Annotated in this window: 22 protein-coding genes; 7 read left to right on the plus strand and 15 right to left on the minus strand. The window is 46.2% G+C overall.

Going from position 1 to position 21,546, the window contains the following annotated elements; genetic code table 11:
• Positions 1-44 precede the first annotated feature (44 nt).
• Entirely contained in the window at positions 45-1,418 is a 1,374-nt protein-coding gene (locus BQ7400_RS05870) for an APC family permease (RefSeq protein ID WP_072469768.1), read from the plus strand.
• A complete protein-coding gene (larB, locus tag BQ7400_RS05875) occupies positions 1,384-2,121 on the plus strand; it encodes a nickel pincer cofactor biosynthesis protein LarB (protein WP_072469769.1) in 738 nt (245 codons plus the stop codon). The genes BQ7400_RS05870 and larB overlap by 35 nt, the downstream gene beginning before the upstream one ends.
• Positions 2,122-2,155: 34 nt before the next feature.
• On the opposite strand, the gene recR is transcribed toward larB, so the two are convergent.
• From recR to dnaX, 3 genes are read right to left on the minus strand one after another with little or no spacing between them, the layout of a single operon-like run.
• Entirely contained in the window at positions 2,156-2,764 is a 609-nt protein-coding gene (recR, locus tag BQ7400_RS05880; protein WP_034437522.1) for a recombination mediator RecR, read from the minus strand.
• Positions 2,764-3,099: a YbaB/EbfC family nucleoid-associated protein gene (locus BQ7400_RS05885; protein WP_034437521.1), complete on the minus strand. Its 336-nt coding sequence runs from the start codon at positions 3,097-3,099 to the stop codon at positions 2,764-2,766. The genes recR and BQ7400_RS05885 overlap by 1 nt, the downstream gene beginning before the upstream one ends.
• Before the next feature lie 10 nt (positions 3,100-3,109).
• Positions 3,110-4,729, minus strand: a complete 1,620-nt coding sequence (dnaX, locus tag BQ7400_RS05890) for a DNA polymerase III subunit gamma/tau (protein WP_072469770.1) — start codon at positions 4,727-4,729, stop codon at positions 3,110-3,112.
• 161 nt (positions 4,730-4,890) lie between these two features.
• Between dnaX and BQ7400_RS05895 the strand changes: the two genes are divergently transcribed.
• From BQ7400_RS05895 to BQ7400_RS05905, 3 genes are all read left to right on the plus strand, one after another.
• Positions 4,891-5,181, plus strand: coding sequence for a hypothetical protein (locus BQ7400_RS05895; protein WP_034437519.1), 291 nt, complete (start codon positions 4,891-4,893; stop codon positions 5,179-5,181).
• 155 nt (positions 5,182-5,336) lie between these two features.
• Positions 5,337-6,983 carry a zinc-ribbon domain-containing protein gene (locus tag BQ7400_RS05900; RefSeq protein WP_072469771.1) on the plus strand — a complete coding sequence of 549 codons (1,647 nt, stop codon included), beginning with the start codon at positions 5,337-5,339 and terminating at the stop codon, positions 6,981-6,983.
• A gap of 116 nt (positions 6,984-7,099) precedes the next feature.
• Positions 7,100-7,906, plus strand: coding sequence for an NAD(+)/NADH kinase (locus BQ7400_RS05905; protein WP_072469772.1), 807 nt, complete (start codon positions 7,100-7,102; stop codon positions 7,904-7,906).
• 56 nt (positions 7,907-7,962) lie between these two features.
• Here BQ7400_RS05905 and BQ7400_RS05910 read toward each other — a convergent pair whose 3' ends face one another.
• Genes BQ7400_RS05910 through BQ7400_RS05920 form a run of 3 tightly spaced genes read right to left on the minus strand, consistent with a single transcriptional unit; the run spans position 7,963 to position 10,317 of the window.
• Complete coding sequence (locus BQ7400_RS05910; protein WP_072469773.1) at positions 7,963-8,661, minus strand: ABC transporter permease; 699 nt, start codon at positions 8,659-8,661, stop codon at positions 7,963-7,965.
• Positions 8,662-8,669: 8 nt separating this feature from the next.
• The gene (locus BQ7400_RS05915; protein ID WP_072469774.1) at positions 8,670-9,422 is read right to left on the minus strand and encodes a hypothetical protein; all 753 of its coding nucleotides are present in this window, start codon (positions 9,420-9,422) and stop codon (positions 8,670-8,672) included.
• Position 9,423: 1 nt separating this feature from the next.
• Positions 9,424-10,317: an ATP-binding cassette domain-containing protein gene (locus tag BQ7400_RS05920; RefSeq protein WP_072469775.1), complete on the minus strand. Its 894-nt coding sequence runs from the start codon at positions 10,315-10,317 to the stop codon at positions 9,424-9,426.
• Positions 10,318-10,444: 127 nt separating this feature from the next.
• On the opposite strand from BQ7400_RS05920, the gene BQ7400_RS05925 reads away from it, so the two are divergent.
• Both BQ7400_RS05925 and BQ7400_RS05930 read left to right on the plus strand, forming a co-directional pair.
• Positions 10,445-11,140 carry a response regulator transcription factor gene (locus BQ7400_RS05925; protein WP_072469776.1) on the plus strand — a complete coding sequence of 232 codons (696 nt, stop codon included), beginning with the start codon at positions 10,445-10,447 and terminating at the stop codon, positions 11,138-11,140.
• 2 nt (positions 11,141-11,142) lie between these two features.
• The gene (locus tag BQ7400_RS05930; protein WP_072469777.1) at positions 11,143-12,438 is read left to right on the plus strand and encodes a sensor histidine kinase; all 1,296 of its coding nucleotides are present in this window, start codon (positions 11,143-11,145) and stop codon (positions 12,436-12,438) included.
• 89 nt (positions 12,439-12,527) lie between these two features.
• Here BQ7400_RS05930 and BQ7400_RS05935 read toward each other — a convergent pair whose 3' ends face one another.
• The 9 genes from BQ7400_RS05935 to BQ7400_RS05975 form a co-directional block, all read right to left on the minus strand.
• Positions 12,528-13,709, minus strand: a complete 1,182-nt coding sequence (locus tag BQ7400_RS05935) for a homoserine dehydrogenase (protein WP_072469778.1) — start codon at positions 13,707-13,709, stop codon at positions 12,528-12,530.
• Positions 13,710-13,717: 8 nt separating this feature from the next.
• Entirely contained in the window at positions 13,718-14,707 is a 990-nt protein-coding gene (locus tag BQ7400_RS05940; protein ID WP_072469779.1) for an aspartate-semialdehyde dehydrogenase, read from the minus strand.
• 119 nt (positions 14,708-14,826) lie between these two features.
• Entirely contained in the window at positions 14,827-15,396 is a 570-nt protein-coding gene (locus BQ7400_RS05945) for a GNAT family N-acetyltransferase (protein ID WP_072469780.1), read from the minus strand.
• Between the two features lie 2 nt (positions 15,397-15,398).
• Positions 15,399-16,496, minus strand: coding sequence for a PIN/TRAM domain-containing protein (locus BQ7400_RS05950; RefSeq protein ID WP_072469781.1), 1,098 nt, complete (start codon positions 16,494-16,496; stop codon positions 15,399-15,401).
• 24 nt (positions 16,497-16,520) lie between these two features.
• A complete protein-coding gene (locus BQ7400_RS05955; RefSeq protein WP_034437507.1) occupies positions 16,521-17,009 on the minus strand; it encodes a CarD family transcriptional regulator in 489 nt (162 codons plus the stop codon).
• Between the two features lie 188 nt (positions 17,010-17,197).
• On the minus strand, positions 17,198-17,599 hold the full coding sequence (locus BQ7400_RS10825) for a YkvA family protein (RefSeq protein ID WP_245759417.1): 402 nt from the start codon (positions 17,597-17,599) through the stop codon (positions 17,198-17,200).
• 43 nt (positions 17,600-17,642) lie between these two features.
• Positions 17,643-18,998, minus strand: coding sequence for a magnesium transporter (mgtE, locus tag BQ7400_RS05965; RefSeq protein WP_072469782.1), 1,356 nt, complete (start codon positions 18,996-18,998; stop codon positions 17,643-17,645).
• 8 nt (positions 18,999-19,006) lie between these two features.
• Positions 19,007-20,353, minus strand: coding sequence for a magnesium transporter (mgtE, locus tag BQ7400_RS05970; RefSeq protein ID WP_034437504.1), 1,347 nt, complete (start codon positions 20,351-20,353; stop codon positions 19,007-19,009).
• A 74-nt stretch (positions 20,354-20,427) separates the two neighbouring features.
• Entirely contained in the window at positions 20,428-21,546 is a 1,119-nt protein-coding gene (locus BQ7400_RS05975; RefSeq protein ID WP_072469783.1) for a toxic anion resistance protein, read from the minus strand.

The following is a 21,546-nucleotide window of genomic DNA, read 5'->3' on the forward strand; positions in this document are numbered from 1 at the left end:
CAAAAGCCTATAATAGATAATATTAACTTTACTAGGGAGGAACTATGAAGGAAACATCAAATTATCAAGCCTATGGCCTTTCCACCGTCATCACCATGATTGTGGGGATTGTCGTAGGCTCAGGAATCTTTTTTAAGGCCGATGACATTCTCATTGCCACTGGCGGAAATTTCAAATTGGGCCTGGTGATCCTGGTCCTGGGGGCCACTGGAATTATCTTCGGCTCTCTTAGCCTGTCCCAATTGGCCCTGGACAACCAGGCCAGCGGCGGAGCCATGTCCTATTTTGAGGACACCTGGAACCGGTCCATTGCCTCGGGCTTTGGCCTCTTTCAATTGGTCATGTACCTTCCCAGCGTCCCGGCCGTAGTGGCCTGGGCCGGTGCCCTCTATACTTTTATGATCCTAGATATTCCCTCCAGCTTGGAAATGCAAGTGGGCCTGGGCCTGGTTTACCTCACCGTCTTTTGCCTCTTAAATGCCCTGAGGCGGATTTGGGGAGGCTACCTGCAAAACCTGTCCACCTTTGTCAAGCTGATCCCCCTCTTCCTCATTGCCCTAGCTGGAATTTTTCTCGGCAAGGGGAGCCTGCCCCTGCCAGCTGGTGTAACTCCTGTGGAGCCATCCAACCAGGGCATGAGTTTTCTTGCCGCCCTGGCCCCCATGGCCTTTTCCTATGACGGCTGGATTATTTCCACCACCATTGTTCCCGAGGTGAAAAATCCCAAGAAAAATGTTCCCCTGGCCCTAATCCTTTCTCCCCTCTTGATTTTATTTATCTACATCCTCTACTTTACAGGGGTTGTCCACTATGTAGGGGAAGGTTTTATCCTGACCATGGGAGATGCCACCATCAATTCCATTTCCATGGACCTCTTGGGGCCCATTGGGGGCAAGGTTCTGATGATCTTTGTCTTGATTTCGGTTTTGGGCGTTTTAAACGGCATCTGCCTGGGTGGAATCCGGATGCCCCAAGCCCTGGCCCAAAGAGGCGTGCTTCCCAAGACCATGGAAGAACTCCACCCCCGCTATCAAATCAACCTCCGGGCCAGCTTAGCCTTCTACCTCTTGACCCTCTTCTGGATGGCTCTCCACTATCTCATTTTAAAATTCAACCTTTTAGGAGGTCGGGATGCCAGTGAAATTGCCATTGTCTTTTCCTATGCATCCTATATCCTCCTCTATATCCGCTTGATCCAAGGCTACCTAAGAGGCCGCTACAAGAGCTTTTTTAAGAACTTCTTTGCCCCCATCATGGCCACTCTTGCTGCCTTTTTAATGATTGGGGGAGCCTTGATCTCCAGTCCCTTTTACGTCTTGGCCTTTTTACTCTTAAATACCCTGGTTTTTCTCCTAGGGACAAAACTTTACAAGGAGGACAAAGATGAACGAATCCCAAGTCAAAAAAATCATCAGTGATTGCCTGGATGGGCAACTTTCTCTAGATGAAGCCAGCAGCCAGGTCCTGGGTGTCTTAAAATTAGGTGATGCCCAAGTGGACCTGGACCGGAAAGACCGGTGTGGTTTCCAAGAAGTAATCTACGGCAAGTCCAAAACCATTCCCCAAGTGGTGGAAATTTTAGGCGCCATGGCCCAAAGGGGCCTGGACAACATCCTGGTTACCAAGGCTTCAGCCCAAATGGGCCAGGTCTTAGTAGAAAAATTTTCCGGTTCCTATGACCCGGCCTCCCAATTGTACCACTATGGGTCCTACCCGCCAGCTGTGGACCAGGCCACCCTTCTCTGCGCCGGAACCTCAGACCTGCCCATTGCCCAAGAGTGCTTTCTAACCCTTAAGGCCCTGGGAATTTCCTGTAACTTTATCAAGGATGTGGGCGTGGCAGGAATCCACCGCCTTTTAAACTACCAGGATGACCTGGCCCGGTCCAAGGTGGTTATTGTCATTGCCGGTATGGAGGGGGCCCTGCTTTCCGTTGTCGGTGGCCTGGTCAAGTGTCCCTTGATTGGCGTTCCCACCAGCGTGGGCTACGGAGCCAGCTTCCAGGGCTTGGCCGCTCTTTTATCCATGCTCAACTCCTGCGCAGCCGGTTCGGCTGTTGTCAATATTGACAATGGTTTCGGCGCCGCCGTCCTGGCCAGTCGAATCCTTCAAGTCCATTAAGCCATAAAAAAAAGAAGTAGTCTTTTTCTAAAAGCTACTTCTTTTCTTTTATTTCTACGCGGTTTTCCAGGGCCGTTCCCACCGTTACGGCATCATAGTATTCCATGTCTCCCCCAACGGGTAGGCCGTAGGAGATCCGGGTGCACTTAATCCCCATGGGTTGGATGAGCTGGGCCAGGTAAAGGGCCGTCAATTGTCCATCCTGGGTGGGATTGGTGGCCAGGATCACCTCTTTAAAGTCATGGTCTCCCAAGCGGGTCAAGAGTTCTGGAATGGTAAGCTCATTGGGGCCCAAGCCTCTTTGGGGGGCAATAACCCCATGGAGGACATGGTAGTAGCCGTTGAACTTGCCAGTTTTTTCCATGGTCACCACATCTTTTGGATGTTCCACCACACAGAGGATGGACCCGTCCCTTTTGGGGTTGGCGCAAATCTCACAGGGGTCCTGGTCTGAATAGTTGGAACAAAGAGAGCATTTTTTGGTCTCTCTTTTGGCCGTCACCAGGGCCTGGGCCAAACTTTCCACATCTTTTTCATCCTGGTCCAGAAGGTAGTAGGTCAGCCTTTGGGCTGTCTTTCGACCAATTCCTGGCAGCCTGGACAGTTCATAGACTAGACTTTCAATGGGTTGTTGCCCCTTCATTAAAACATCCCCGGGATATTAAGGCCACCAGTCATCTTTTGGTAGGCTTCTTGGGACTTGTCGTCCACTTTTCGCATGGCTTCATTGACAGCAGCTAGGATTAAGTCTTCCAAGGTTTCTACATCATCAGGGTCTACCACTTCCTTGTCAATGTGGATTTCTAAAACTTCCTTTTCCCCATTGACCTTGGCTGTAACCACTCCACCACCGGAAGAAGCTTCCACAACAGATTCCTTGAGTTGGTTTTGCATTTCTTCCATTTGCTTTTGCAGCTTTTGTACCTGCTTCATCATATTTTTATTGTTTCCCATGCCGGGAAATCCACCACGTGCCATGTTTTCCTCCTTATTTTTTCTCTACAAGGTCTTGGCCGAAAAAGTCCACGACCTTATTTTTCTTATCTTTTTCCTGGTCTTCTTTTAAATGGATGGACACCTGAAGGTCCTCATCCAGAACCTTTTGAAAGGCCTCTGTAATCAAGTGGAGATTTTCCTTGTCGGATAAATTTCGCACATGAAATTGGAAGTCGGGCTCAAAGACCAGTCGAACCTGCTTGCCTTCCTTATAGGCCTTGGCATCTTTTAAGAGGGCATAGATGGTAATCTTTCCGCAGTCCTTGCAATAGTCCTTGACCTCATCAAAAAGATCCATGTCGATTTCCTGACCCGGTTCCTGGTCCTGTTTTTCTATTATACCATGTTCCCCATCTTCCTTAAAGGAGGGAGATTTTTCCTCTTTTTGGATCTTGGGAGTCCCTTCTTGGACAGGACCTTTTTCCTCTCCAGGGGCCTGGTTTTTTTCCCCTATCTCTTGGGGTTTTTTAGGAGCCTCCTGGACTTTCTCTGGTTTGGGACTAGACCCTAGGTCTTGGTCCAAGGCCTTGGCCGAGGGGGTCTTTTCTTGGAGCCTGGTCTGACCTCCAAAGGCTAGGTAGGCATCCATAAAGCCAATTTCAACAGCCAAAAGGGGGTCCTTGGAATAGCGCAGGGTCTGGATACTTTCTTCCAGGCCATGCATGGCTTGGAGCCAGAAGGCCAGTTGAAAGTCTTCCAAGTAATCCTTGTCAACCTTGTGGCCGGATTGGACTTGGACCACCAAGTCCTTCATTTGGTAGAGAAGGTCCATAAGGAGTCTTTCCAGGTCCCGCCCGTCCTTGTAGGCTTGGTTGAGGATGGAAATAAAAGAAAAGGTCCGGTCTTTCACCAGGTCTCTTAATACTTGGTCTATAAGGTCATCTTCCACCAGGCCCAGGCTGTCTTGGACTTGGTCCCGGGTCAGGTGCTTGTCTAGATAGAGGCACTGCTCTAAAAGAGACAGGGCATCCCGCATGGCCCCCTGGCTATGCCGGGCAATCAAGGCCAGGGCATCCCGATCTGCCGTCTTTCCTTCCTTTTCTAAAATCCCCTCCATGCCCTGGATAATGGTGTCTTGGTCCAGGCGGCGGAATTGAAACCTCTGGCAGCGAGACCGGATGGTGGCCGGGATTTTTTCCAGCTCTGTTGTAGCCAGGATAAAAATCAAGTGCTTGGGAGGCTCTTCCAAGATTTTTAAGAGGGCATTAAAAGCCCCCTTGCTCAACATATGTACTTCGTCAATGATGTAGACCTTGTAGCGGCCAATTCCCGGAGGGTAAACCACCCTTTCCTTGAGTTCCCGGATGTCATCCACCCCATTGTTGGAGGCGGCATCCATTTCCACCACATCCATCATCCGGTCTTCCAGGATGAGTTTACAATTTTCACATTCATTACAGGGGTTGCCATCTACGGGGTGGAGGCAGTTGACGGCCCGGGAAAAAATCTTGGCCGCCGAGGTCTTGCCTGTGCCCCGAGTTCCGGAAAATAAGTAGGCATGGCTGGTTTGCCCCTGGATAATTTGATTTTTTAAGGGTATGGTCACCTGTTTTTGACCTAAAAGCTCATCAAAAGTCTTGGACCGATACTTACGATAGAGTGCTTGGTACATTTTATCCCACCTTTTCTTTTATTATAGCAAATCTTGTCCTTGGATAGAAAGTTACTTTCGTCAAAAATTTTTAACGAAATTTACACCTAATTTTCACAATCTTGGGTTACACTATAGCTGTCAATGAAAATGACGTATATTATTTAGGAGGTATTTTAGAAATGAAAACATTACGTAAAGTATTAGCTGTTGCTTCTGTTGGAGCTTTAATGATCGGTGCTGTTGCTTGTGGTAACAAACCAGCTAACAACGCTGCTAACGCTGCTAACAACGCTCAAAACGCTGCTGCTGAAGCTAACAAAGCTGCAACTAACGCTCAAGCTGAAGCTAACAAACAAGCTACTGAAGCTAACAAGGCTCAAAACAACGCTAACGCTGCTAAAGACAATGCTGCTAACGCTGCTAACGCTGCTGAAAAAGCTGACGCTGAAGCAACTAACGCTGCTAACTAATTTTAGCTATTGAGTTCATTTTAAAAGCAAAAAGAAAAGCTCCGGAATCCCGGAGCTTTCTTTTGTTTATCCGTCAATTTACAAGATTTTATGGTATAATAAATATATTGTAGACGACTTGACTCGCTATAGATTAAAGAACAAGGAGGGGCTTTATGTATTGTATCAATTGCGGTGAAAAACTTGTAGATGGAGCAAAGTTTTGCCACCGCTGCGGAACAAAGCAACCTTTTATACCCCAATCTTCCACAAGATCCTACCCTCCCCTAAGAGAAGAAGAGATTGAAAAAGAAAAACCTCTGGACGGGCCTAGATCTATTGAAGAAACCATGCAGTCCACCAGCGACTTGGTGGACTTAATCCAACAGGTAGATGAAAAAATAAATACAGACCTTACACTCCACTCCCGGGACCAAGGTGAGGACAATCCAAAATTCATCGGACCCAAGAAGGTCAAGGACCCCAGTCCCCAACCCACGGGCAAGACCCAACCTGTAGCTAAAATTAGCCAAGACTTGCAAGAGGTCAAGGGTCCTGAGTCCAAAAAAGAAGAAGAAGAGAAAAAATCTCCCCTTCCCCAGACCAAGGACAAGGACCCGACTGGAGGGGTTCTTAACAAGTTCAAGGCCGCCTGGCACAAGTTTATCCATGAAGAAGATGACGAATACAGTATCTTTGCAGCCCTGAAAAACAAGTCCACCCCTCAAGAGGACATCCAACGCAACATCAGCGATGCAGAAAAACTTCCCATGGAGTCCATTGAGCAAAAGGCCAGCCCCCAATCCATTGACTTTAGTGCAGATGCCCAAGTCCTGAAAGAAATTGTGGCCAAGAAAAAAATGGACCCCAAAAAAATAGAGGACCTGAAGAAGTCTGAGTTGGAAAATAAGGAAAGATTGGAAAAAATCCGCCAAAGGAACCTCCAATTAAAGCCCAAGGATTCCAACGACTACCTCTACTATCCCGATTCCTTTGACCATATGGACTTTGATTCCATGGACAAGGTGGAAGACAACGACCTGTCCAAGTCCCAAAAAATCGTCTTTACCCCGGAAATTTTGGAAGAAGAATCCTTTACCCACAAGGCCAAGGCCTCTCTCAAGGGTCTCTTTGCTGGCAAGGCCAAGGCCCCTAAAGACCGACCCAAGAAAAAGAAAAAGTCGGCAGCCAGGGTCTTGGAAGAAGGACTCCTGGAAGCCAAGGAAGAAGACCGGGAGGCTAAAACTTCCGGCAAGACTGAAAAAATTGACGACTATATGGAAAGAGTCCACGACCGAATTTATGACGGCCTGGAAAAACTCCACGATACCGGTCAAAAGGGTGTCCTCTTCCTGGCCATTATCGGCTTGGTCTTTTGCCTATTGCCTGTGGCCCTGGTGGGCCGGTCTTTTGTCGCCATTATCTACGGCATTTTAAAAGTCCTGATGACGGCCTTTATCTTCTATACGGCCCATAAACTTGCCTTTAAGTCTGTCCGCATTCAAGTTTCCAAGCCCCTGCAAAACCTAGGCTGCCTGGCCAACTGGACCCTTTGCCAAGTGGTCCTGGCCATCCTCTTCCTCATCTACCCCCGGCAGGCCACTCTGGGCTTTAACATGCTGGGAGCCGTCACCCCAACCATTTGGGCAACCCTGATCTATTACTTTATCACCTGCCTTTTTGCCCAAGGTCTCTTGTGGCACCGGCTCAAGGGCGTGGCCAAGATCCAATTTTTAGGCTGGTATGCCATTAGCTTTATTACCCTGGACCTAATTTCAAAATTGATTTGGATTTTGTTGAACTTTATCCTATCCTTAAGCTAAAAAAGAGCCTCCGGGCTCTTTTTCTTCTTCCGGCTTGTCAATTCCCCACTTTTGCTTTAAGATTATAAAAGAATAAGTATGTATAAATATCTATTTTATGAATAAAGGAGTTTGCTTTGACAGAAAAGCCCATTGTAAATATTATTTCAAATTCAAATTATGAGTCCCGCCGGGTTAGCAAGCGGCTCATGGACAAATTACTTGCGCTAAATTTTGTCCCCAGCCTGGACTTTAACCAAGAAGCGGTTTTAACCATTGTCGTGGGAGGAGACGGGGCCTTTATTAAGGCGGTAAATAAGACGGCCTTTTCCAGCATCCCCGTTGTGGGAATCAACACCGGCCACCTGGGCTTTTACCAGGAAATCATCCCGGACCAATTAGACGACTTTTTAAAGGCCTATGTAGAAGGTAACTACATGATTGAAGAACTCAGCCTTATTGGGGCCGAAGTCTTTACAAAAAATCGCAGTTTCTACCTGACGGCCCTGAACGAAATTGTCATCAAGGCCCAGCACTCCAAGGTCATCCACCTCAACCTCTTTTTAAACCGCAACCATGTGGAAAAATTTTCCGGCGACGGGATGTTAGTGGCCACCCCTTCCGGGTCTACAGGCTACAACTTTTCCGCCGGTGGGTCCCTGATCTACCCCACCATGGAAGTCCTGGAAATCACCCCCCTAAACCCCCTTACCTCCTCCGCCTACCGGAGCCTGTCCAATTCCATTGTCATTCCCGGGGACATTATCACAACCATTGTCCCGGAACGCCGCTACACCAATAGCTCCCTACTGGTGGTGGATGGTGTGGAATACACTTACCGGCAGTTGCGGAAAATCAACATCCGGATGAGTAAGAGAAAGATCCAAAGAATTACCCTAAATAAGGACAATTATTGGACCAACCTCAAGTCCAAATTCCTATAAAAAAGCTTGTGGAGATATCTCCACAAGCTTTTTTGTTGGCAATTTTTTCATGATTTCTATTCATAGCTTAAAAACTTTTTTGAAAGGTATAAAAAGAGGACGACTTCTCCCAGGGCAAAAAGGACCAAAAGGGCTAAATCATGAGCATTTATATACCTGAAGTTGTTGGATTCAATGGCCAAAAAGCTCAGGCCGATTACTTTTAGAGACCTATAGGCTGTGGCAAAGCCCAGCATGGTAAAGGCACTGGATAAGAGAACGATAATCCCAAAGGACCGAATCCTTATGGCCAGGGCTCCAAAAATCCCTATGATAGGCAGGGCCAACAGGATGCTAAGAATGATATAGTAAAAATACAGATTGAAGTTGATACTTGAAAAATTTCCTATAAATTTTCCAGCAAGGTAAAACAGGGCCAAAAAATAGACTTGGCAAAGACTTATGATGATCAGGGCTAAAAGAAACTTGGCCAGGACAAAGGATATATTTTTCTTGGGGCTTAAGCGGATAAATTTCAACCCGGCCCTGTGCTCTACTGACCATAGACTGGCGATAACAATGGCTACCAGGGGGATAAAGAAAAAGGAAAAGTAAAATAGGCTAACCTGGGTCCAGAGACTTTGCCACTGGTGGGTCAGAATTTCTCTGTTGCCCATGTAGTTTACCAGGCCAAAGACATTGGCCAGTAGAGGGATAATCAGACTTGCCAGTAAAATATTTACAAGCTTTATTTTTTTTAATTCTAACTTTAACATATTTCCTCCTAGTCTTTCCATAGCCGGTAGGACTTCATTCCCCTTAAATAAGCCAAGGTAGTGGTTAAAAGGACCAGGGCTATGATCAGGGTATAAAAGTTTAACGGGTTTAAAACCTGGACAAATCGGTCCCCCTCCTTGACATAGGAAAGGTTCATAAGGCTGGCCATCCAGGCAAAGGGGTTGATATAGGTCAAAATTTTAGAGGTCAGCATGGAAATAATTCCGGTCAACCCTCCTATAATGGATAGAAAGGACAGGGTGTAGACTTTTTTTGCCTTCATTTCCACTATCATAAAAAAGCCCAAGAAAAATAAATTGACCATTAGGGCCGATAGGTTTACCAGCCCAAATCTTAGGGCCAGCCCACCGGTCATATGGAAATAGTCTGACCGCCTAGCCAAGGCCAGGAAGACCAGGGCCTCAATGATTTGCAATAAAAGCAACCTGAAAGACAGGTTTTTAAATTTATCCAGGAGAATAGAGTTGACCCTTTCTCCAAGGATGATCTGCATCTGCCACATCTTATTTTTTTCTTCAATCTCAATGACTTTTTTTACAAGAGAGGAGATTAAAATAGGATTGGCCAATAGGGAGATAAATAAATAGCTGTCCAGGATATAGGCCAGGGGATACTTGCCCTGTAAAAAAGTTTGGGAAAAGCTGGCCCCTGCCACCATAAAGGTTTGAGCGAGAAATACCAGGACAATTAAGAAGTTGATTCCCAGTCTCTTGTATTTTTTTCTTTCTAACTTTCCCATATTAAGACCTGCTCTCTTGGATAAATAGCTTTTCCAGACTTTCCTTTTCTTCCTCTATCCTATAGATGTCCAGCTTGCCATGTAAAAAATTCACCATATCTGCAATTTCCTGGTTGGACATCTTGCCCAAAATAATCTTCCCATCCCTGGTCCTGTCTTCAGAAAGGTCTAAAAGGTCCAAGGCCTTTTTGTTGTCCGATGTCACCAGGGAGATAAAGGGCGGATGGAGCCGCCTGTAGCCTTCCAAACTCCCATTGTAGGTCAATTTTCCATCCTTCAGAATGCCTATGTGGCTGGAAATTTTTTCGATTTCATCCAGGATATGAGAAGAAATCAGGATGCTGGTTGAGGTGTTTTTGACGATATTCTTAAACAAGTTTCTCATTTCTTCAATCCCTTGAGGGTCCAGACCATTAATGGGCTCATCCAAGATTAGGAGCTTGGGATTGCCAATTAAGGCCATGGCTATACCCAGCCTTTGCTTCATGCCTAAGGAATATTCCCGGGCCTTCTTTTTGCCTAGGTTCTTAAGGCCCACAAGGTCTAAGGTCTTTGAAATTTCTTCCTTGGGGATCCCCTTGAGTTGGCAGATGATTTCCAGGTTTTCCTGACCTGTGAGGTGGTCATAAAAGGATGGGTTTTCAATTAAGGCCCCCAGGTTCCTGTTCAAGTCTTTTTGGTTTTTGGGGCTTACTTCCTGGCCAAAAACCTGAATGACCCCCTCATCTTTTTTCACAAGGCCCAAGACCAGCTTCATGAGGGTGGACTTTCCGGCTCCATTTTTACCTATGAGGCCATAAATGGCCCCTTCTTGAATGTCTAAAGAGTCGATGTCTAGGACTCTTTTCTTATTGTAGGATTTTTTCAAATTTCTTATTTCCAATATTTTTTCCATAATCATTCCTCCTAAAGCTAGGATACCAGGCCTAGATAAAAATACTCTTTATCCAAGGTCACTTTTACATCACAAAGACAAATAAATACCCAGACTGGTGTATAATAAGCTTAATAGGGGGACTGAAATGGACTTTAAAAAAAATTTTTCCATCCTCGTTGTGGATGATGAGAAAAGCTTGTTGGACAATTTATACCAGTTTTTAAAGGCTAAGGGCTTTAAAAAGGTTTATACGGCCAAAAATTTGGAGGAATCCAGGTTTAAATTGGAAAACTTTAAAATTGACCTTATCGTTTTAGACCTAATGCTTCCAGATGGCAGTGGTTTTGACCTCTTGAAGGAGGTCCGGCAGACTTCTGACCTAGCGGTCATCATCCTGTCTGCCCTGGATGGGATTGATGACCGGAAAGAAGCCTTTGAAAACAAGGCCGATGACTACCTGGTCAAGCCCTTCTTCCCGGATGAACTCCTTTGGAGGATTGATGCCGTTTTAAGAAGGAGCAAAAAAGTAAGGACCCAAGAAAAGATTCATCTAGGCCCTGTGGTTTTTAATAAATCCAAGGGGGTCCTGGAAAAGAATGGCGAAGAAATTGCCCTAACAGCCACCCAGTTTAAAATTCTGGCCTACTTGTCTGAAAACATGAACCGGATTGTGTCAATTGACCGAATCTTGGACCATATTTGGAAAGATTCCTATGGTTATGAGAGTACCCTCATAACACACATCTACCGACTTCGGGAGAAGCTGGAGGACAATCCCAGAGACCCCAAGATCTTAATTACCATCAAGGGTCTTGGTTATAAGCTTGTTAAAGAGGACTAGTCATGTTTAATTATATTTTAAAAAGGTTTAAAAAAATTGTTCTTAGGATCTTGCTTTTACTCTTTTTCCTAACCTGCCTACTGGTGACCTTCCTCTACTTAAACTACAGGTTAAGCTATGACTATACAAATCCTAATGATGTTTTTTCTTATGTGGACAAGAATAAAAGCACCTCCTATCTCAATGAAAAAAATAAAAAGTTTTTAGAGGAAAGGGACATTTGGTCCATAAGACTGGACCGGGATGGCCAGGTTGTGGAAAGTTTTCATAAGCCCCAGGAAGTGAAAGACCAGTTCGACCTTACAGATGTTGCGCGGTTTAGCCGGTTTTATTTGGCAGACTACCCTGTATTTACCTATGTTGTTGGGGATGGCCTCCTCCTCTTTGCCTACCCCCAACATTCCTTGGACAAGCTCCCCTTTAATTATTATAGTTATAAAAACCTCATCTTTAATTTAAGCCTGGTCCTGGTCTTTTTGCTTCTATTCTTGGTCTTTGTCTACATCCTTTACCGGGTGGACATCAAGGACCTCTTGAAAAATATCCTCCCCCTCCAAAGGGCCATTGACAGCCTCTATGAGGACGACTATGAAAGGCTGGATGAAGGTGGAGAGTTAGGGGACCTGGCCCTTTCCATCAACCAGGCCAATGAAAAATACAAGAATTTAAAAGAAGCTCAAGATAAGTGGATTCGTGGCTTAAGTCATGATGTGAGAACTCCTCTGGCAAAAATTTCCTGGGAAGTCAGCAAGGAAAATAAGGAAGACCTTGATACAAAAAATATCCAAGACCAAGTTTTAAAAATTTCAACCATCCTGGAGGGCTTAAACCTCACCCTGTCCCTTTCCAAGCTGGATAGAGAAAGTTTTACAGAAGAAAACCCCTTAAAGGTCATCCGAAAACTCATTGTGGACAAGCTTAATGAAAACCCCACCAGGGAAATTATTTTTGAAAGTAAGATCAACAATCCAAATCTAAGGATTAAAATGGACCCCAACTTATTTTATAGGATGCTGGAAAATATTTTAAAAAACGCCCTTAGCTATACAGGGGGGCAAATTAGGGTTACAATTTCAGACCCTGAGAATAAGCTAATCATCAGGATATCAGACCAAGGTAAGGGGATATCGGAAGATGTCCTTGAAAAAATTACTAGAGAAGATTTGACCAATGTGACAAAACATGGTTTGGGCATCTTGATTTCCAAGCAAATAGCCCAATTACACGGCGGGACCCTTGCTATAAAAAACCAAGACCCCGGTCTCCAAGTGTCCTTTCTCTTTAACCATGTCCATTGAAATCCCCCCTGCAATAACCATAAAAAGACCGGAGAGAATTCTTAACTTCTCTCCGGTCTTTGATTTATTTTCCATGAAGTCTGATCTTCTTATAGGACCCGGGCAAAAAAGACTCCGGCTCCGGCCCCTCTCAGGTCTCCAATTTTTTCCACCAGGTCTTGGCGGAAGACTTCCTTGGTCAGGATGCCTTGGCCCCCCTCCAGATCCAGTCTTTCTAAAACCCAGTCCTCTGGCAGGTCATAGCCTGGATCCAGGGAGACATAGTAGCTAGCCCGGATATTATTTTGGCTGGTCCCTTGGGCTGGGCCAAAGGCAAAAGCTCTCTCCTTGCTGTTGGCAATTTCCATCAGGTCACAAACAATGGCATTGCCTGTGGGATACTTACCGGCTCCCGGCCCAATAAAGGTCAATTGACCCACAAAGTCTCCGTGCAGACCCAGGGCATTGATTTCTCTATCTACCCCGTACAAGGGGTGGTTTAAGTCCATTAGGGCAGGTTCTACCAAGAGGCTATAAGCTTCCTCTTGCTTTTTAAAGCTAGCCAGGAGTTTGACCTTTAGGCCCTTTTTCTTGAAATAGTTGATGTCCCGAACTTGGATTTGGGAAATCCCCTCCAGGGCCACCTGGTCTTCCAAGACGGGAAAGCCCAGGGCCAAGGAGGCCACAATAACCAGCTTGCGCATGGTGTCCAAGCCCTCTACATCATCTGTGGGGTCTGCTTCAGCAAAACCCAAGTCTTGAGCCTTTTTCAAGGTCTCCTGGTAGGACCAACCCTTGGCCAACATATTGGTCAGGATATAGTTGCAGGTCCCGTTAAAAATTCCTTCAATGGAATCAATCTTGTTGAGTTTGGCCTGGGCCTTCAGGGGACTAATGACGGGAATGCCTCCCCCCACTGCCGCTTCATAGAGGAAGTGGACCCCATTTTTCTTGGCCAGGCTTGTGAGTTCTTCCAGGTGGAGGCTCACAACCGCCTTGTTGGCCGTCACCACATGCTTTTTCCTCTCCAGAGCCTCCTTCATAAAGACAAAGCCCTGGGCCTTGGCTCCAGTTACTTCCACAACACAGGAAATTTCTTCATTATCTAAGATTTCTTGGTAGTCTGTGGTAACCAGGTCCTTGTCCAGACCACACCGGTCCACTTCCTTGGGCAAGACTAAAACTTTGGCTACTTGGATTCCCCCTAGGTCCTCCAAGGCCTCTTTTCTTGCCTGGAGGATGTCATAGGTCCCCCGGCCCACAGTTCCAAAACCTAAAATGGCAATTTTCATAGGTCCTCCTAGGCCAACTTGGCCACTTTTTCTAAAATTTGAATGGTATTTAAGGCAGCACCCTTGCGGATATTGTCTGCCGTACACCATAAGTTCAAGCCGTTTTCAATGGATTCGTCCCGGCGGATCCGGCCTACAAAAACCTCGTCCTTGCCTTCTGTATAGAGGTTCATGGGGTAGATTTTCTTGGCCGGGTCATCTTGGACCACCAGGCCTGGAAAATCTTCCAGGACCTTGTAGACCTGGTCCAGGCTAAAGGGCTTTTTGGTTTCCACGTTAATGGATACGGCATGGGCAAATTTTACAGGAACCCGGACGGCCGTAGCTGTAATGGCCAGGCTGTCATCTCCCAAAATCTTACGGGTTTCGTTGATCATCTTCATTTCTTCCTTGGTATAGCCATTGTCCAAAAACTTGTCGATATGGGGCAAGAGATTAAAGGCAATGGGATAGGGATAGGTTGTGGGTTCCTTGCCCTTGAGGCCCTCTTCTAAGTCTCTAAGCCCCCCTACTCCGCTACCAGAAGTAGACTGGTAGGTAGAATAGATAATCCGCTTAATACCAAAGGCATCATAGATGGGCTTAAGGGGGATGACGGATTGGATGGTGGAGCAGTTGGGGCTGGGAATAATTTTATCTTCCGGTCGGATGGTGTCCAGGTTGATTTCCGGCACCACCAGGGGTTTGTCTGGGTCCATGCGGAAATAAGAGGAGTTGTCAATGCAGACAATCCCTTCTTGGGCTGCCAGGGGCAAAAATTTTGCCGCCAGGTCTGCATCCAGGGCCGACAAGGCATAGTCCAATCCCCCGGCCTTAATGGACTCTTCGCTTAACTCTTGGACCACCAGCTTTTGTCCCCGGTAGTCAATTTCTTGCCCCTTGGACCGGCTGGAAGCAAAAACCTCCACTTGGACATCCTTAAAGGATTCTCTATCTTCCAATATTTTCAACATGGTTTGGCCCACCAAACCCGTTGCTCCAAAAATTCCTAGTTTCATATGGCCTCCTTTATTTATTCACGTTTTTTCTTGCCAACAAATTATATAGATAGTCTACATGAAGGGGGCAAATTTCGCAAGTAAAAAGGCCCCTAAGCTCAGGCTTGGGACCTCTTTTTTTACTTTTCGTATTTTCCAATGGTCTCTTGGATTTCTTGGTAGATTAAATAGGGCTTGTGGTCTTCTTTTAAAATGTCCATGTAGAGGGTGTCGTAATAGTCTCCTGCCAGATAGCGAGACTGTCTCCAGCGGCCAATTTCTTGGAAGCCACACTTCTTATAGAGGGCCTGGGCCCGGTGGTTAAAGGTAAAGCAGGTCAGGGAAATGGAATGTAAATTTAAAAGGTAAAAGCCATAGTCCAGAACCAGGTTGATGATGTCATAACCCAGGCCCCGAGACCGGGCCTCCCCCTGGCCAATCATAATACCTAAAACCGCCCGGCGGTTTACCAGGTCAATGTCAAACAATTCCACCAGGCCAATGACTTCCCCCTGGTAGTCCACGGCAAACTGCCTCTTGTCCTCGGATTTTTTGAAGTAGTCCCTTTCGTCATCGGCTGTATAAAGCCCCGGCATGGACCCTGTAAAGAGGGAGGCTTCAAAGTCGTTCATAAAGCGGACAAAATCATCCATGTCTTGGTCAAAGACAGGTCTTAAAGAAACTTCTTTCCCCCGAAATTTTTCAACCATCCCTATCCTTCCTTTCCCTTGGCAAAAATCATCTTACCAGCCGAAGTCTGTAAGATGCTGGTTACTGTTACAGAAAGCCTTTGACCAATGAGGTCTCGGCCATTTTCCACTACAACCATGGTTCCATCATCCAGGTAGGCCACCCCTTGGTGGGGTTCGGTTCCCTCCTTTAGGATGGTGACAACCAGGTCCTCGCCACTTAAGACAACAGGTCTTAGGGCATTGGCTAGGTCGTTGATGTTTAAAACCTCCAGGCCTTGGACCTTGGCCACCTTGTTGAGGTTGTAGTCATTGGTCATAATCTTACCATTTAAGGCCTTGGTCAGTTTAAGCAACTTGGAATCCACTTCCGGGATTTCCTTAAAGTCCTGGTCTGAAATGACAATCTTGGGCAGGGGGTGGTCCTGCATCTGCTTTAAGATGTCCAGGCCCCGGCGACCCCGGGCCCGTTTAGAGGCGTCCTGGGAGTCGGCAATGTGTTGGAGTTCCTCCAAGACAAAAACCGGCACCACCAGGGGGCCTTCTATAAAACCCGTCTGAGAAATATCCAAGATCCGCCCATCAATTAAGACACTGGTATCCAAGACCTTGGCATCATCCAGCTTGTCCCGCCTGGTCATAAAGCCATCGATCTTGGGCAGGCTCAGCTCGGTTATCCGCTTGGACAATTCGGCCTTGCGGTGGCCCAAGAGCTGGTAGCCCACATAGGCAAAAATCATATGGATAAAAATACTTAAAATCCCCCCCACATAGGGAATTTGGTCAATGGGCCTGGAGACCAAAAAGGCCACTAGAAGGCCCAGGATAATCCCTGTAAAACCCAGCAAGAGGTCCGACAGGGGCATATCGGCCAATTGTTTTTCGATGAGAGCCATAACTTGTTCTAATAGCCAGACTGCCTTGGGGTATAATAAATAAAATATAAGTGCAAATAAAAGAATCAATCCCACAGTCATAATGGCAATGAAATGAGGCAGAGGAATTTCAAGAATGAAATTTAAACTCTTAAGGCCTACAGCTATTAGAGTACCAACTCCAGCTCCCAGTAGCGTGAATAAGAGTCGAAAAATTCGCGCTAACCATTTTTTGCTCTGGTTCATACTCCCTCCTTAAATAAAAAATGGCTATTGCTTGGAAAAAATGGCATGGTCAATTAAATCAGACAACTCCTCTTGGTCCTTGTCATAGACCAGGATCATTTCAGAGATGATGATTTGCTTGGCATTATTTAGCATCTTTCTTTCCCCGGTAGACAGGTTTTTTTCCTGGTCCAGGTTTTCTAAACATAGGACAACCCTGGCTATCTCTTCAATATCTCCGCTTTTAATCCGGTCCATATTGTAGCGATAGCGGCGATTCCAATTTTTGGGTAGCTTGCTTTGGTCTTCTTGGCTGAAAATTTCAAAAACTTGGTCCATTTCTTCCTTGGACAGGATTTCCCGGACTCCCAGTTTTTTTATTTGACTGACAGGGACCATTACATTCATATGGTTTGTGGGCATCTTCAATATGTAATATTCCTGTACTTCTCCCAGGACTTCTTTTTCCTGGATATCCGCAATCACTCCTGCACCGTGAATGGGATAAACAACCTTATCGCCAATTGAAAACATGCTACACCTCCATTTTCACAACAATAACCTATGTCTAGTATAGCATAGTTCCAAAATAAAGTAAACATTGTATATTATCATAGTATATTTGGTCTGTCAACTCCCCTTGAAAAATTTTTATTTCCAGGTCAAGCTCCCCATGAAAAGAACCCCAAGACCTGGACTTAAATCCAAATCTTGGGGTCTCTTTATGCCTTTTCCGACTTCTTGGCTCCCTGTAACCAGTCTTCATATTGGTCCAATTCATCCTGCATCCTATGGAGGATGCTAAAAAAGACCGCCACATCGTCCAGGTAGCCCAGGCCTAAAATAAAGTCTGGAATGATGTCGATGGGGTTTAAGAGGTAGAGGATTCCTACAATAATCAGGAGGAGGTTTTTCTTTTTAACCCCCTTGTAGTTCCCCTTGAGCCAGTCGATTAAGAGGTTGACCATAAGGATGGCCTTGTGGCCCAGGGCCAGAAAGGCCCCTTCCCTACTCAAGGTCTTCATGGACTCATTGGCCAGTCTTAAAAGCCGGCCCTTTTTCCCCATAAGGTGCTTGGCCTTAGGGGACAGGTGTTTGTAGATTTTTTTAAAGTTTACTTTCATTGATCCTTCCTTTGTTGAATTTCCAACTTGTGTCAAGTAACCATCAAACGATATAGGATAAAACCAGGCCAGCCAGGTTGAAATAAACCACCAGAACCAGGGCATCTATGATGGTGGTAATAATGGCGGCACTCATCAAGGCCGGGTCAAAGCCTAATTTTTTCATTAATATGGGCAGGCCTGCCCCTAAAAGTTTAGATAAGATAATGGTGACAATCATGGTTAGGGTGACTAGGATACTGACTCCCAGGTCTGTTCCTAAAATCATCAGGCGGATAAAGTTGACCATGGATAGGATGACCCCTACCACCAGGCCCACCCGGCCCTCCTTCCACATAATGTAAAAGACATCTTTGAGTTCAATCTCTCCAGTTGCCAGTCCCCGGATCACCACAGTGGTGGATTGGGACCCTGTGTTTCCTCCTGTCCCGGTAATCATGGGGATAAAGGTGGTTAGGATGATATACTTGGCAATAATGGGGTTGTAGTGCTTGATGATGCCAGCTGAAATGGTTCCGGAAATCATCAGAATCAAGAGCCAGGGAATCCGGTTTTTGGCCAGGGACCAGGCACTTTCATCCAGGTAGTCCATGTCGGAGTCCCCGCCAATCCCTACCATCCTATGGAAGTCTTCTGTATCAATATCTTCAATAATTTCCAGGATATCGTCAAAGGTGATGATCCCAGTTAAGCGGTGCTCCTTGTCCACAACAGGCAGGGCCAGGTAGTCGTATTTTTGGAAACGCTCGGCCACTTCTTCAATGGGGTTCAAGGTCTTGACATAGATCACGTCTGTGGTCATCATGTCTTCCACCAGGGTGGCATCATCGGCCACCACCAATTCTCTCAAAGACACAAAGCCCAAAAGGGTATTTTTTTCATCCACCACATAGCAGGTGTAGACCATTTCCGAATCTTCGCCATTTTCCCGGATGAACTTCATGGATTCTTCCACTGTCCATTCAGGTTTCAGGGCCAGGTATTCAATGGTCATTTCTGCCCCGGCCGTTCCGGCGGGATACATTAGAAACTCGTTGATTTGCCGTCTTTCTTCCGGACTAGCTGCCGCCAAAACCTTGGTAACAATGGCTGCCGGTACTTCTTCCAAAAGGTCAATCATGTCGTCAAAGTAGAGGTCTTCCATGATGTCGAGCATTTCTTGGTCTGTAATGGCATCAATGAGTTGGAGTTGCTGGGAGTGGCTCATATAGGTAAAGACGTCTATGGCCTTGTCTTTGGGCAGCATCCGATAGACCAGCATGGCATCGGTAGTGTCCAATTCTTCCAAGATTTCCGCCAAGTCGGCTTCATTCATCCGGCTGACTTCGTCCTTAAGGGCCACCATGTCCTTTTCTTCAATCATTTGTTTTAATTGTTCCAATTGTCTAATTTCTTCCATGCTATCTCCTAGTATAAGATCAAGTTTGCCAGGCCAAAGTAGATAATTAAGGCACAGGAATCAATAACGGTAGATATAAAGGAGCTGGCCATCAAGGCAGGGTCAAAGCCGAGTTTTTTCACCACAATGGGTAAAAAGGCCCCCATGACCTTGGACAGTTCCACTACACAGAGGATGGTCAGACTCACCAGGAGGCTGATTAAAAAGCCTTCCTTCACCAGGAAGTAGAGGCGGATAAAGTTTACCAGGCCCAGGGCTGTCCCTGCAATAAGGCCAACCTTTCCTTCCTTAAAAACCACCTTCCAAATATCGCTAATCTTAATGTCCCCCGTAGCCAGGGCACGAATCACCACTGTTGAAGATTGGGACCCGGTATTCCCCCCGGTGTCGGACAACATGGGGATAAAGGATGTCAGGATAATAAAGTCTTGAATAATCCAATTATAGCGGTTGATAATGCCTGAAGTCAGGGTGGCTGAAATCATTAAAATCAAAAGCCAGGGCAGGCGGTTTTTGGCCAAGGACCAAACCGTTTCTTCCATATAGTCTTTTTTGGAGGGCTCAATGGCGGCCATCCGGTGGAAGTCTTCCGTGGTTTCTTCTTCCATGACATCCATGATGTCGTCTACGGTAATAATCCCGATAAGTCGGTGCTCTTGGTCCACCACCGGCAGGGCCAGGTAGCCGTACTTGTTAAACTTGTCGGCAACTTCTTCCTGGTCGTCCAGGGTTTCTACGGAAATAACATCATCAACCATGATGTCTTCAATCTTGGCCTTGGGGTCCTCTGTCACCAGCTGTCTCAGGGAGACAAAACCCAAAAGTTTTTGGTACTTGTTTTTCACATAACAGGTATAGACCGTTTCCTTGGTCATCCCAATTTGCTTGATGTATTCCAGGGCTTGACCCACTGTCCATTCGGGTTTCAAGTCCACATACTCGGTAGTCATAATGGACCCGGCTGAATCTTCCGGATACATTAAAAATTCGTTAATCAGTTTTCTTTCTTTCAAGGGGGTTTGGGCCAGAACTTTATTGACAAAGGATGCAGGCATTTCCTCTAAAAGGTCAATCATATCGTCAAAGTAGAGGTCGTTTAAAATGGACTGCAATTCTTCGTCGGTCATGGACGTAATCAAGAGTCGGCGTTGGTAGGGGGTCATGTAGGCAAAGACGTCAATAGACAGGTCCTTGGGCATCATGCGGAATATCAGCAGGGTGTCTCTTTCGTCAAAAGATTCCAAAAGCTCTGCCACATCGGCCCCATTCATCGATTCAACTTCTTGCTTTAGGGTCTGTAGGTCTTTACTTTCAATTAAATGGGCAAAATATTTTGCTTGGCGTTCTAAATCCATGCTTCCTCCTTTCTTGTCTCCTCTTGATTGTATCATACTTGCCCCCATGAAAAAAAGCCTCTGGGAGGCTTTTCTTACTTATCTTTGGCGGCATCTAAAAGGCCACGTTTTAATTCTTCTTCCAATTCTTGCAGCTGGACACTGGCTTGGGCCCTTTGGGCAGCTCCATCCCGGCTAATTTGGCGAATTTCCTGGATGGCTGTAATGAGTTGGTCGTTGGTGTGCTTAATGGTGTCGATATCGATAATGGCCCTTTGGGAGGCCTTGGCCGTTTCAATCGAAGACATTTTTAGGGTTTCGGCATTTTTCTTTAGGAGGTCATTGGTCAGGTCTGTCACTTCTTTTTGGGCCTGGGCTGCCCGGCCGGTATGGAGGGCTCCCAGGGCCAGGACCATTTGACTCTTCCAAAGGGGGATGGTGTTGATGATGGTGGATTGGAGTTTTTCCACCATGACAGTATCTCCAGATTGGACCAGGCGGATTTGGGGGGCCATTTGCAGGCTCACCATCCGGGTTAAGTCTAAATCGTGGAGTTTCTTTTCAAAACGGTCAATGGAGGACCGAAAGTCTTGGGCCTTTTGGGCATCCATAGGAAGTTTACTTTCCTGAGCCTTGGCTTCCAGGGCTGGAAGTTCTTGGCCCTTGGCCTTTTCCAGACGTTTTTCCCCGGCCTGGATGTACATGGTCAATTCCTTGTAGTAGGACAGGTTGAGGTCGTACATTTGGTCCAGGGTGGAGATGTCTTTTAAGAGTTGGATTTGGTGGCCCTCCAGGCTCTTGGCAATTTGGTCCACATTGGCCTGGGCCTTGTTATACTTGGTCTTTAAGGCCTCCACTTTATTTTTAGACTTTTGGAATAGGCCTGCCAGGCCCTTTTTTTCCTCTTGGTCAAAATTTTTTAGCTCTAGGACCACAGAGGAGATCAGGTCGCCCACCTCTCCCAGGTCCTTGGTCCGGATGGTCTTTAAGGTTTCTTCGGAAAATTGAGCAATTTGTCCCTGGGCTCCTGCCCCGTATTCTAGGATAGTCGCCGTATTGCTGAGGTCAATTTTTTCCGCAAAGTCTGCCACCTGTTTCTCTTCTTCCTGGGTCAATTGGATGTCTCTAAATTTTTCTTCTTGGGAAGCTTCCTGGACCAGCTTAGGAGCTTGGGGCCCTTGGTCTAGGGTGAGTTCAATTTTTCTTTCGTCCAT

The sequence above is a fragment of the Urinicoccus massiliensis genome, assembly GCF_900120405.1.
GTDB lineage: Bacteria > Bacillota > Clostridia > Tissierellales > Peptoniphilaceae > Urinicoccus > Urinicoccus massiliensis.

Bases quoted from the DNA above. Each gene is read 5' to 3' on its own strand.
- BQ7400_RS05885 (WP_034437521.1), bottom strand. From the start codon at position 3,099: ATGGCACGTGGTGGATTTCCCGGCATGGGAAACAATAAAAATATGATG.
- BQ7400_RS05915 (WP_072469774.1), bottom strand. From the start codon at position 9,422: ATGGGAAAGTTAGAAAGAAAAAAATACAAGAGACTGGGAATCAACTTC.
- BQ7400_RS05910 (WP_072469773.1), bottom strand. From the start codon at position 8,661: ATGTTAAAGTTAGAATTAAAAAAAATAAAGCTTGTAAATATTTTACTG.
- BQ7400_RS05870 (WP_072469768.1), top strand. From the start codon at position 45: ATGAAGGAAACATCAAATTATCAAGCCTATGGCCTTTCCACCGTCATC.
- BQ7400_RS05925 (WP_072469776.1), top strand. From the start codon at position 10,445: ATGGACTTTAAAAAAAATTTTTCCATCCTCGTTGTGGATGATGAGAAA.
- mgtE (WP_034437504.1), bottom strand. From the start codon at position 20,353: ATGGATTTAGAACGCCAAGCAAAATATTTTGCCCATTTAATTGAAAGT.
- BQ7400_RS05945 (WP_072469780.1), bottom strand. From the start codon at position 15,396: ATGGTTGAAAAATTTCGGGGGAAAGAAGTTTCTTTAAGACCTGTCTTT.
- BQ7400_RS05950 (WP_072469781.1), bottom strand. From the start codon at position 16,496: ATGAACCAGAGCAAAAAATGGTTAGCGCGAATTTTTCGACTCTTATTC.
- BQ7400_RS05940 (WP_072469779.1), bottom strand. From the start codon at position 14,707: ATGAAACTAGGAATTTTTGGAGCAACGGGTTTGGTGGGCCAAACCATG.
- recR (WP_034437522.1), bottom strand. From the start codon at position 2,764: ATGAAGGGGCAACAACCCATTGAAAGTCTAGTCTATGAACTGTCCAGG.
- BQ7400_RS05900 (WP_072469771.1), top strand. From the start codon at position 5,337: ATGTATTGTATCAATTGCGGTGAAAAACTTGTAGATGGAGCAAAGTTT.
- dnaX (WP_072469770.1), bottom strand. From the start codon at position 4,729: ATGTACCAAGCACTCTATCGTAAGTATCGGTCCAAGACTTTTGATGAG.
- BQ7400_RS05955 (WP_034437507.1), bottom strand. From the start codon at position 17,009: ATGTTTTCAATTGGCGATAAGGTTGTTTATCCCATTCACGGTGCAGGA.
- BQ7400_RS05895 (WP_034437519.1), top strand. From the start codon at position 4,891: ATGAAAACATTACGTAAAGTATTAGCTGTTGCTTCTGTTGGAGCTTTA.
- BQ7400_RS05930 (WP_072469777.1), top strand. From the start codon at position 11,143: ATGTTTAATTATATTTTAAAAAGGTTTAAAAAAATTGTTCTTAGGATC.
- BQ7400_RS05920 (WP_072469775.1), bottom strand. From the start codon at position 10,317: ATGGAAAAAATATTGGAAATAAGAAATTTGAAAAAATCCTACAATAAG.
- BQ7400_RS05975 (WP_072469783.1), bottom strand. From the start codon at position 21,546: ATGGACGAAAGAAAAATTGAACTCACCCTAGACCAAGGGCCCCAAGCT.
- larB (WP_072469769.1), top strand. From the start codon at position 1,384: ATGAACGAATCCCAAGTCAAAAAAATCATCAGTGATTGCCTGGATGGG.
- mgtE (WP_072469782.1), bottom strand. From the start codon at position 18,998: ATGGAAGAAATTAGACAATTGGAACAATTAAAACAAATGATTGAAGAA.
- BQ7400_RS10825 (WP_245759417.1), bottom strand. From the start codon at position 17,599: ATGAAAGTAAACTTTAAAAAAATCTACAAACACCTGTCCCCTAAGGCC.
- BQ7400_RS05935 (WP_072469778.1), bottom strand. From the start codon at position 13,709: ATGAAAATTGCCATTTTAGGTTTTGGAACTGTGGGCCGGGGGACCTAT.